The following is a 10,609-nucleotide window of genomic DNA, read 5'->3' as shown; positions in this document are numbered from 1 at the left end:
AAACTGCCGACCTCCGGGAAGGCATCCGCAGCGGCCCGGGCCGCTGCCAGAGACGCATCGAACACCGGTAACGCACGGACCGCGACTGCCGGCAAAGGGACTTCGCCGAGCCGATCCACCACTTCTGCTCAGGTAAAAGCAAACGTGAAAAAGAAAACCGCCTCATCTTCCTCGCAGGCCCAAATGCATGGTTTCAAACCCTACATGCCGGCCAAAAACGAGGAGTACATGAACGAGAAACAACGGGAGCACTTCCGCCAGATTCTGCTGGCCTGGCGCCAGGAGTTGATGGAAGAAGCGGATCGCACCATGCACCACCTGCAGGATGAGCAGGCGAACCTGCCTGACCCTGCTGACCGCGCCACCCAGGAAGAAGAGTTTGCCCTGGAGCTGCGCACCCGTGACCGCGAGCGCAAGCTGCTCAAGAAGATCGAGAAGACGCTGGATCTGGTCGACAAGGACGATTATGGCTACTGCGAAGCCTGTGGCATTGAAATCGGCATCCGTCGCCTGGAAGCCCGCCCCACCGCCGACCTGTGCATCGACTGCAAGGAACTGGCGGAGATCAAGGAAAAGCAGCTGGCCGGATAAACCAGTGAAGAGTTAACAGAGAACAGTGAACAGCTCGCGATAGCGGGCTGTTGTTCCTGAAACGCCTGAAGCCGCGCCCAGCCCTTGTGCGCGGCTTCTTGCGTTTAAACTCCTCACACAGGCATGGCGCGCCGCTGTTAACTGTTCACTATTCACTGTTAACTGCCTTTATGACCTATCGCGGACGTTTCGCCCCCACCCCCTCCGGCCCCCTGCATTTCGGGTCCCTGGTGGCTGCGCTGGCCAGCTGGCTGGAAGCGCGCCACGCGGGCGGTGAATGGTTGATCCGCGTGGACGATCTGGACCCGCCCCGGGAAGTGCCCGGTGCCGCCGATACCATTCTGCGTCAGCTGGAAACCTTTGGCCTGCACTGGGATGGGCCCGTGCGTTACCAGAGCCAGCGCCACTTCGCCTATCAAGAAGCCGTGGATGCCCTGCTCGACCGCGGCTACGCCTTTCACTGTCGCCTGACCCGCAAACAACTGGCCGCCCTCAACCATAACCATCCCGGCATCAGTGCCAGTGTGCCCGCCGCCGAGGACACCGCCATCCGCCTGCAGGTTCCCGACCGGGAGCTGGACTACCCGGATGGCATTCAGGGGCGAATCAGCAACAACCTGCACCAGGACGGTGGCGCCTTCGTGATTCGTCGTCGCGATGGCCTGTTCGGGTATCAGCTGGCCTGCGCCCTGGACGATGCGGATGATGGTATTACCCATGTCTTGCGTGGTGCGGACCTGCTCGATTCCACCTTGCGCCAGCGCTGGCTGCTGGAATGCCTGGGCAAGCCTGCGCCGGAGTATGCACATTTGCCGGTGGTCAGCGACGGCCGGAACCTGAAACTGTCCAAATCCACCGGCAGTGAGGCCCTGGACCCCACTCGAGCCAGCCAGCTACTCACCGCCGCCCTTCACTGTCTGGGACTGCAGCCGCCCTCAGACCTGCAAGACGAACGCCCCGCCGTACTATTGGCATGGGGCACGGCGCACTACCCCGATCACCAGTGGCCCGCGGGCCGACAGCAGCCATTGCCCGATGAGTTAAAAGTTCAACGTTGAAAGTGTAAAAGCGCGAGAGGGTTTCGTGATTTCGGTTTGTCCGTTGCCATGAATCGCGGGCACGACCTCGCCAGGTCTTCGACCTGGCCCGCGTTGCAACTTTACACTTTGAACTTTCAACTCAGCCCCCGCTTTTACACGCCTCACCCCCTGGCGTATGCTCATCGGCCCGGAGGGGTTAAACCACCTATGTATACCGACCGACTGCTGATCATCTTCATTCTCGGCACCTACCTGCTTTCTCCTGCCATCATCGATTGGTGGAGCGAAGGTGGGCGCGCCTGGTATCGCCCCTATCTGATCTGGCTGGGCCTGATCGCCCTGAGCTACTGGATTGCCAAGAGCAAGGATGTCGATGGTCTATAGTGTCAGCGATCTGATCCTGATTGCCGGTTGCTACCTGCTGTTCCTGTTTGCGGTGGCCTGGATCACCGAGCGTGGCTGGCTGCCGGCTCACTGGGTACGTCACCCGGCAGTGTATGTGCTGTCGCTGGGGGTCTACGCCAGTGCCTGGGCCGTGTACGGTTCAGTGGGTTATGCCTACCAGTACGGCTACAACTTCCTGTCCTATTTTCTGGGGATTTCCGGGGTTTTTCTGCTCGCCCCGATTTTGCTGGCACCGATTCTGAGGCTTACCACGACCTACCAGCTCAGCTCCCTGGCGGACCTGTTTGCCTTCCGTTACCGCAGCCGACTGGCTGGCGCCATGACGACCCTGATCATGCTGATCGGGGTACTGCCCTTGCTGGCGCTGCAACTGAAGGCGGTCGCAGAATCCATCCAGATCCTCAGTGGCACCGCCGACCCCCGCGACCTGGCCGCCGGCTTCTGCCTGATGATGGTGATCTTCGCCATCCTGTTCGGCGCCCGCCATACCACCGCCCGGGAGAAGCACGAAGGGTTGGTGATGGCCATTGCCATGGAATCGCTGATCAAACTGCTGGCATTCGGCGCAGTGGCCTTGCTCGGCCTGTATGGCGTGTTCGATGGGCCCGCCAGCCTCAACGCCTGGCTGGATGACCACCCGGAAATGCTGGCGCGGCTCTACTACCCCCTGCAGGACGGCACCTGGCATTCCATGATCATGGCGTTCTTTGTCTCCGCCGTGGTGCTGCCGCACATGTTCTACATGGCCTTTACCGAAAACATGAACCCCCGCGCCCTGATCACCGCCAGTTGGGCGCTGCCGTTGATGTTCCTGCTGATGGCATTGTGCGTGCCGGTCATCCTGTGGGCCGCCGCTGCCGGCAATGCCCCCACCCCACCGGATTATTACGCCCTGGGTATCGGCATGATTAGCGGTGGCCACGGTGCGGTGCTCGGCTATATTGCCGGCCTGGCCGGGGCCAGCGGCATGCTGATCGTGGCCACCCTGGCGCTGTCCGGCATGTGCCTGAATCACCTGGTACTGCCCGCCAGCCCGCTGCAGGGCCAGAACCTGTATCGCAATCTGCTCTGGACCCGGCGCATCCTGATCGCCGCCATTCTGGCCCTGGCGTATCTGTTCTACCGCTTCACCGGCACCGATCACACCCTGGTGGAACTGGGCGTGCTCACCTTTGTGGCCACCCTGCAATTTGTCCCCGGACTGATTGGCGCCCTGTTCTGGCCCTCCGGCAACCGCAACGGCCTGTTCGCCGGGCTGCTGGTCGGCTTTATCCTGTGGATCATGTTGCTGCTGGTTCCCATCGCCTACCCGAACTGGCAGTTCCAGCCACTGATGGAATTGCTGGGCATGCGCTTCCAGAGCGGCGCCAGTCAATGGCACCACGTGGCCATTGCCTCGGTCACCGCCAATGCGCTGATCTATGCCATCGTATCCATCGTCACGCCCATGTCCCGATCGGAGAAGAACGCCGCCGAGGCCTGTGCGGTCGACAGCCTGCGCCGCCCCTATCGCTGGGAGCTGGAAGCAAAGAGCGTGGACGATTTTATTGATGCCATGAGCCAGCCCCTGGGGCCCATCACGGCCACCCGGGAGGTGGAAATGTCCCTGCGGGATCTGCACCTGCCGCGCACGGAAACCCGCCCCTATGCCCTGCGCCGTCTGCGTGATCAGCTGGAAACCAACCTGTCCGGTCTGCTTGGTCCTTCGGTGTCCCACCAACTGATCGACGACCACCTGCCTTACCTGCCGGAGGAAGAGCAGCATTCCAGCGAGGATATCCAGTTCATTGAATCCCGCCTGGAGCAATACCGGGATCGTCTGTCCGGGCTGGCGGCGGAGCTGGACGGCCTGCGCCGCTTCCATCGTCAGACTCTGCTGGAACTGCCCATGGGGGTGATTTCCCTGGGGGCTGACCGGGAAATCATCGGCTGGAACCGGGCCATGGAAAGTCTCACCGGCATCACCGCCGAGAACACCATCGGATCACGACTGGCGGATCTGGATGCACCCTGGGGCGATTTCTTCACCCGCTTCAGTCACGACGACAACCCCCACCAGCCCCAACAGGCCCTGGAAGTGGACAATCAGACCCGCTGGCTGAGCCTGCACAAGTCCGAAGTGATGGGGGCCGGCACTGCCGAACAGGCCGGGGGCCAGGTACTGGTGATCGAGGACATTACCGAACTGCGCCACATGGAGGCCCACCTGGCTCATAACGAACGACTCGCCTCCATCGGCCGACTGGCCGCCGGCGTGGCCCACGAAATTGGCAACCCGGTTACCGCTATTGCCTGCCTGACCCAGAATCTGGATGAAGACAGCGACCCGCAGGAACAACAGGAAGCCTGCGACCAGATCCTTGAGCAGACCCGACGCATCACCCGCATTGTGGAATCCCTGGTGACCTTCAGCCACTCCGGCGGCATCAAGCTCAGCGAACAGGTGCCGGTGAACCTTCGCGATACCGTGGACGAAGCCATTTCATTACTGCTGCTGGATCCGGATCATCGCCAGCAGCCGTTCGAGAACCACTGCCCGGCCAGCCATTGGGTCAAAGGTGATCCGCAGCGGTTGTTGCAGGTGTTTATCAACCTGCTTGGCAATGCCGCCGATGCCAGCGAAAAGGCTCTGCCGGTCACCGTGCATTGTGAGCCCCGTGGGGATTTCCTCGATATTCTGCTGGAAGACCAGGGTCACGGCATCCCGGACAACCTGCGCGACGCCCTGTTCGAACCCTTCGTCACCAGCAAGCCACCGGGGCGCGGGACAGGCCTTGGGCTGGCGCTTGTGTACAGTATTATTGAAGAGCATCAGGGCAGCATTCGAGTAGAAAGCCCGCTCAACGACGACGGCGGCACCCGCTTTGTGGTCAGCCTGCCTGTGCACCAGCAACACGCTGCTGACCCCGGACACCCGGAAACGTAGTATCCTGCTCAACCCGACAAGTAAGGACCCAGCGATACATGAGTCACATCCTGATTGTTGAAGATGAACCGGTGATTCGCGGTGCCCTGCGCAAACTGCTGGTACGCCACGAGCACTCCGTGGCAGAAGCCGACTCCGTGGAGCAGGCCCGGGAGCAGCACCTCAATCAGTTTGATCTCATCATCAGCGACCTGCGCCTGCCCGGGGAGCCCGGCACCGCCCTGATTGCCAGTGCCGGCACGACCCCTGTGCTGATCATGACCAGTTATGCCAGCCTGCGCTCCGCGGTAGACGCCATGCGCCAGGGTGCGGTGGACTATATTCCCAAGCCCTTCGATCACGATGAAATGCTGCTGGCCGTTGAGCGGGTGCTCAAGGAAGGTCGTCTGAATAGAGGCAATCGCGCTCTGCGTCGGGATATGGAACGCAGCTACCCGGTGCATAATATGATCGGTACCAGCGATGCCATGCAGGAGCTCAAGCATCGCATCCAGCGGGTAGGCCCCACCAATACACCGGTGCTGATCATGGGCGAGTCCGGCACCGGCAAGGAACTGACCGCCCGCGCCCTCCATGAGCAAAGCGAACGGGGTGGCGGCCCGCTGATCTCGGTACAGTGCGCCGCACTGCCAAAAAACCTGCAGCTGACGGAACTGTTCGGCGATGAAGAAAGCGCCGGGCGCATCGAAGAAGCCGATGGCGGCACCCTGTTTCTCGACGAAGTCGGTGAATTGAACAGCGATGTGCAAAGCCGTCTGCTGACCCTGCTCACCCATCACGAAATACATCGCCAGGGCTCCCTGTCACCGCGCAAGGTGGACGTGCGCATCCTTGCCAGTAGCCAGCTGGATTTACCCGGCCGGGTTGCTGAGGGCCATTTCCGCCAGGATCTGTACTACCGGCTCAATGTGATGGAACTGACCCTTCCTCCCCTGCGCGAGCGCCAGGATGACCTGCAAAGCCTGGCCAACGCCCTGCTCGCCCGCGGCTGCGAGAAACTCAACCGCCACGACCTCTACTTTACCGATGCGGCCTGGCAGGCCATGGTCGGGTACAGCTGGCCCGGCAATGTGCGGGAGCTGGAAAACGTGATCGAGCGAGCCATTATTCTCACTGAAGAAGACGGCATCGGCCCCTCCCAGTTGGGGCTGAACCCCAACCGCACCCCGCAGCGAGTGAGCCGCGCCAGCCTAGATCCCAGTGAAGACCTGTCCCTGGAGGATTATTTCACCCGCTTTGTCATGGAAAATCAGGACAGCATGACCGAAACCGAGCTGGCCCAGAAACTGGGCATCAGTCGCAAGAGCCTGTGGGAGCGTCGGCAGCGACTGGGCATTCCCCGCAAAAAAGCCGGTGGTCGCCGCTAATTAACCGCTTGTCCGGGCCAGAGAACCGGCGAGACGGGATTTGCGCCAGGCCATGTAAAAAATATTGCGCCCTGATGCCCACACCCCGTTCTGGATTTCCTGACAAAAGAGCCGCGATGGGCATAAGTGTTACCGCGCTACACAGGCAGGTAACACCAAGGTTACAAATTTCGTGAAACTATTTACATTTATTTTAATTATTGATCGTAACTCTTTGTTTTTAAAGGGATTCACTCTTTGTTGCATTGCCCCGGTGTGACGGGCACTATGAATCCCACGCCAGCTAACAAAAAAAACATCGGCGTACAGGCTCAACAATAACAACAAGAAAGAAGAAGAATAATTTCACGAGCCAATGCAATGCTGCTGCAACTGATGATTGCAGCGACAAGGCAGAAAACAACACAAACAATAATAACAACAGAATCAGCGCAAAATATGGGAGTCACAACTTCGGTTGTGGCTCCTTTTTACTTTCTGGGCCACGCCCAAGCCGGCCAGTATCTCAATAGACGAGAAAAAGTGCTACTATCGCCGCTTTATTGCACACCTTGAGGCTAATACTGACGCATGCCCTGCAAGTTCCTGGAACGTATGACTGACTGGTTTAAGAAGGGTTCCCCAAAAAACCGCAGAACGTTCGAACCGCGAGTCATTCCCCGCGACCAACATCCCATCTCCCGCAAACAGGTGTCTCGCGCTGCACTGGATGTGCTCTATGGCTTGCACAAGGCCGGCTTTGAAGCCTATCTGGTTGGCGGTTGCCTGCGGGACATTCTCTGCGGTCGCGAGCCCAAGGATTTCGACGTATCCACCAATGCCACGCCGGAACAGGTGAATCGCCTGTTCAAGCGCAGCCGCATCATCGGTCGTCGTTTCCAGATCGTGCATGTGCGTTTTGGCCGTGAGGTCATCGAGGTCTCCACCTTCCGTGCCATGAATCGCGAGGACAACCCGGACCGGGACCAGCATCACGCCCACGAGGAAACCGGCCTGGTCTTGCGCGACAACACCTGGGGCAGTATCGAGGAAGATGCCCTGCGGCGGGATTTCACCATCAACGCGCTGTACTACAACATCGCCGACTTCACTCTGCATGACTTTGTCGGCAGCCTGGATGATATCGAACAAGAGGTCATCCACCTGATTGGCGACCCGGAGACCCGCTTCCGGGAAGACCCGGTCCGTATGCTGCGCGCCGCCCGCTTTGCCGCCAAACTGGGCTTTCACATCGACCCTGCCACCGGCGATCCGATTCCGGAACTGGCCGAGTTACTGCTGCAAGTCCCCGCCGCCCGCCTGTTCGATGAGGTGCTAAAGCTGTTCCTCAGCGGCCATGCCCGGGAGTCCTACGAGCAACTCCAGCACCTGGGCCTGTTTCGCTTCCTGTTTCCGGAAACCCAGCAAGCGCTGGAGGGTGAAAAAGGGAACATCTGGGAGGCCATGCTGCTGGCTGCCATGGACAATACCGACAAACGCCTGGCCGATAACAAGCCGGTCACCCCCGCCTTTATCTATGCAGTACTGCTGTGGCCGGTGATTCAGCAGCGCATGGGGCACTACCTTTCCAGTGGTCTGCCGCCGGCCCAGGCTCTGCACAAGAGCGCCACCCGTGCCCTCAATCAGCAGATCAAGCACACCGCCATCCCGCGCCGTTTCTCCACAGTGATGCGAGAAATGTGGGAACTGCAGCTGCGTCTGGATAAACGTGCCGGCAAGCGCGCTGATGCCCTGATGGAACATCCCCGCTTCCGCGCCGCCTATGATTTCCTGTTGCTGCGCGAGCAGGCCGACGAAATCAAGCCGGGACTTGGCGATTGGTGGACCCGCTACCAGGAACAGGATGAGCAGGGCCGCCGGCAGATGATCAGCCAGCTGGGCAACCCGTCCGGCGGTGGCAACAAACGACGACGGCGGCGGCGGAAAAAGCCGGCAGCGGAAGGCTGACAAAACAAGGCGAGTGACGAAGAGCAAGCTTCGAGAGGCAACCCGGTGTTGGTTTTCGAAACTCGCTTCTCGCAACTCCCAGCCTGCCCTTTCCTGATCAGAACCGAGAGCCCTTATGCACGCGTTCATTGGCCTTGGCAGCAATCTGGACCACCCCTCGCAGCGGCTGATCTCGGCCCTGCGGGCGCTGCAACGGCTACCCGGCCTGACCCTGTGTCACCATTCGCGCCTGTATGCCAGCGCTCCTGTGGGCCCCCAGGACCAGCCGGACTACGTCAATGCCGTGGCCGACATTGACACCCCCCTTTCCCCCCACGCCCTGCTGCATACCCTGCAGGCCCTGGAACTGGCGGCGGGCCGGCAACGCCTGCGCCATTGGGGCGAACGCACCCTGGATCTGGACATCCTGCTGATCGGCGACAGCCACATTGACAGTGACGATCTGCAGGTTCCCCACCCGCAAATGACCCGGCGGGCTTTTGTGCTGGAACCGCTCTTGGAAATTTGCCCTCATGCCCTCTTGCCGGATGGCACCGCACTGCGTAGTTTTCTCGGTCAGGTAGCTGAACAACCGATTTCACCGTTGGCAGAGCTGGATCGCGATGCACTCATCGAATGACAAAACCCTAACCGAACGCATTGAACAACGTCGCCAGGCCCGCACGCTGCCGCGCTTTATCGCGGTAGAGGGGCCTATTGGTGCCGGCAAGACCAGCCTGGCGAAACGCCTGGCCATGACCTTTGGCTATGACCTGCTGCTGGAACAGGCCAGCGACAATCCCTTCCTCACCCGCTTTTATCAAGACCCGGCCCGTTATGCCCTGCAAACCGAGCTGTTCTTCCTGTTTCAGCGTGCCGACCAGTTACGCCAGATCCAGCAGCAGGACCTGTTCGCCGGGCCCCGTATCGCCGACTTCCTGATCGACAAGAACCGGCTGTTTGCCCGGGTCACTCTGGACGATGATGAATTCGAGCTATACCGCAATGTGGATGACCACCTCACTCTCGATGCACCACAACCGGATCTGGTGATTTATCTGCAGGCACCTTCCCAGGTACTGCGCCAGCGCATCGGGCGCCGTGGCAACGATTTCGAGCAGGGCATCCAGAGCGATTACCTGGACCGTCTCAGCGATGCCTACACCGAATTCTTCCATTTTTATGACCGCGCACCGCTGCTGATCGTCAATGCGGCGGAGATTGATCTGGTCAACCACGATCGCGACTACCAGCAACTGGTGAGCGAGTTGCTGGACATCCGTTCCGGGCGCCACTATTTTAACCCCCGGCCGCTGGTCGACTGAGTTGAAAGTTCAAAGTTGAAAGCTCAAAAGCGCGGAATAGCATGTCGCCTCTCTGATGACGCCCTGCCCGCGACACTTTTGACAGCCTCGCGGGCACAACCTGTACACAGCGTCAGACTTGACCGCGTTTCAACTTTCAACTTTCACCTTTCAACTGAATTTCCCTGGGAGGCTTCCCATGTCAGTAACCATCCGCACCCTGCATAAACGCAAACAGGACGGCGAGAAATTTTCCGTACTCACCGCTTACGACGCCTGTTTTTCCCGGCTGATTTCGGAAGCCGGCGTAGACGCCATTCTGGTGGGGGATTCCCTGGGAAACGTGATACAGGGCCAGAGCAGCACGGTACCGGTGACCCTGGAACAGATGGCCTACCACACGGAATGCGTGGCCCGGGGCAATCAGGGCAGCCTGATCATTGCTGATGTGCCCTTCATGGGGGCCGCCACCCTGGAACGTGCGCTGGAAACCGCCACGGCGCTCATGCAGGCCGGCGCCAATATGGTCAAGCTGGAAGGCAGCGCCTGGCTGGCGGAGAGCATCGAGATTCTCAATCGCAATGGCATTCCGGTCTGTGCCCATCTGGGCCTGACGCCCCAGGCCGTCAATGCACTGGGGGGCTATCGGGTCCAGGGCAAGGATGACGCTGGCGCCAACGAATTGCTGGAAGCGGCAAAGACCCTGGACCAGGCTGGCGCCGCCATGCTCTTGCTGGAATGCGTTCCCCGGGCTCTCAGCGCTCGCATCACCCGGGAAGTGAGTGTGCCGGTCATCGGTATCGGGGCGGCCCCGGAATGCGACGCCCAGGTGCTTGTCATGCATGACATGCTCGGCATTAGCCCCGGTAAACCGGCCCGTTTTGTAAAGGATTTCATGGCAGACAACGGCGACATCCGCGCTGCCTTTAAGGCCTATGACCAGGCAGTGAAAGACGGCAGCTTTCCTGCCGATGAGCATTGTTTCTAGAAAAACCAGCGGCAAGCTACAAGCTTCAAGCTACAACGCGGGTCAGGACATCGTAAAACTGC

At 60.1% G+C, this 10,609-nt stretch carries 10 protein-coding genes; all 10 read left to right on the top strand.

What is annotated here, in order from left to right; all coding sequences use genetic code 11:
* Nucleotides 1-183: 183 nt before the first annotated feature.
* The 10 genes from dksA (at nt 184) to panB (ending at nt 10,547) form a co-directional block, all read left to right on the top strand.
* Nucleotides 184-591, top strand: coding sequence for an RNA polymerase-binding protein DksA (gene dksA, locus A3714_RS06935; RefSeq protein ID WP_063527162.1), 408 nt, complete (start codon nt 184-186; stop codon nt 589-591).
* Nucleotides 592-761: 170 nt separating this feature from the next.
* Complete coding sequence (gene gluQRS / locus A3714_RS06930; protein ID WP_063508798.1) at nt 762-1,649, top strand: tRNA glutamyl-Q(34) synthetase GluQRS; 888 nt, start codon at nt 762-764, stop codon at nt 1,647-1,649.
* Between the two features lie 189 nt (nt 1,650-1,838).
* Nucleotides 1,839-2,015: a hypothetical protein gene (locus A3714_RS17965; protein WP_007149317.1), complete on the top strand. Its 177-nt coding sequence runs from the start codon at nt 1,839-1,841 to the stop codon at nt 2,013-2,015.
* The gene (locus A3714_RS06925) at nt 2,005-4,962 is read left to right on the top strand and encodes a sensor histidine kinase (RefSeq protein ID WP_290526302.1); all 2,958 of its coding nucleotides are present in this window, start codon (nt 2,005-2,007) and stop codon (nt 4,960-4,962) included. The genes A3714_RS17965 and A3714_RS06925 overlap by 11 nt, the downstream gene beginning before the upstream one ends.
* Before the next feature lie 38 nt (nt 4,963-5,000).
* Complete coding sequence (locus A3714_RS06920) at nt 5,001-6,329, top strand: sigma-54 dependent transcriptional regulator (RefSeq protein WP_063509061.1); 1,329 nt, start codon at nt 5,001-5,003, stop codon at nt 6,327-6,329.
* A 360-nt stretch (nt 6,330-6,689) separates the two neighbouring features.
* Nucleotides 6,690-6,884: a hypothetical protein gene (locus tag A3714_RS17710; protein ID WP_156478287.1), complete on the top strand. Its 195-nt coding sequence runs from the start codon at nt 6,690-6,692 to the stop codon at nt 6,882-6,884.
* Between the two features lie 39 nt (nt 6,885-6,923).
* Nucleotides 6,924-8,276: a polynucleotide adenylyltransferase PcnB gene (gene pcnB, locus A3714_RS06915; RefSeq protein WP_231866044.1), complete on the top strand. Its 1,353-nt coding sequence runs from the start codon at nt 6,924-6,926 to the stop codon at nt 8,274-8,276.
* A 115-nt stretch (nt 8,277-8,391) separates the two neighbouring features.
* Complete coding sequence (gene folK / locus A3714_RS06910; RefSeq protein ID WP_062817063.1) at nt 8,392-8,895, top strand: 2-amino-4-hydroxy-6-hydroxymethyldihydropteridine diphosphokinase; 504 nt, start codon at nt 8,392-8,394, stop codon at nt 8,893-8,895.
* The gene (locus A3714_RS06905) at nt 8,879-9,580 is read left to right on the top strand and encodes a deoxynucleoside kinase (RefSeq protein WP_062817064.1); all 702 of its coding nucleotides are present in this window, start codon (nt 8,879-8,881) and stop codon (nt 9,578-9,580) included. The genes folK and A3714_RS06905 overlap by 17 nt, the downstream gene beginning before the upstream one ends.
* A 178-nt stretch (nt 9,581-9,758) precedes the next feature.
* Complete coding sequence (gene panB, locus A3714_RS06900; protein ID WP_062817065.1) at nt 9,759-10,547, top strand: 3-methyl-2-oxobutanoate hydroxymethyltransferase; 789 nt, start codon at nt 9,759-9,761, stop codon at nt 10,545-10,547.
* Nucleotides 10,548-10,609: the final 62 nt, after the last annotated feature.

Origin of the sequence: Alcanivorax sp. HI0007, from assembly GCF_001635525.1 — a bacterium.
GTDB lineage: Bacteria > Pseudomonadota > Gammaproteobacteria > Pseudomonadales > Alcanivoracaceae > Alcanivorax.
Note: the sequence above shows the minus strand (reverse complement) of the source record. Positions and strands in the feature narration are given on the sequence as shown.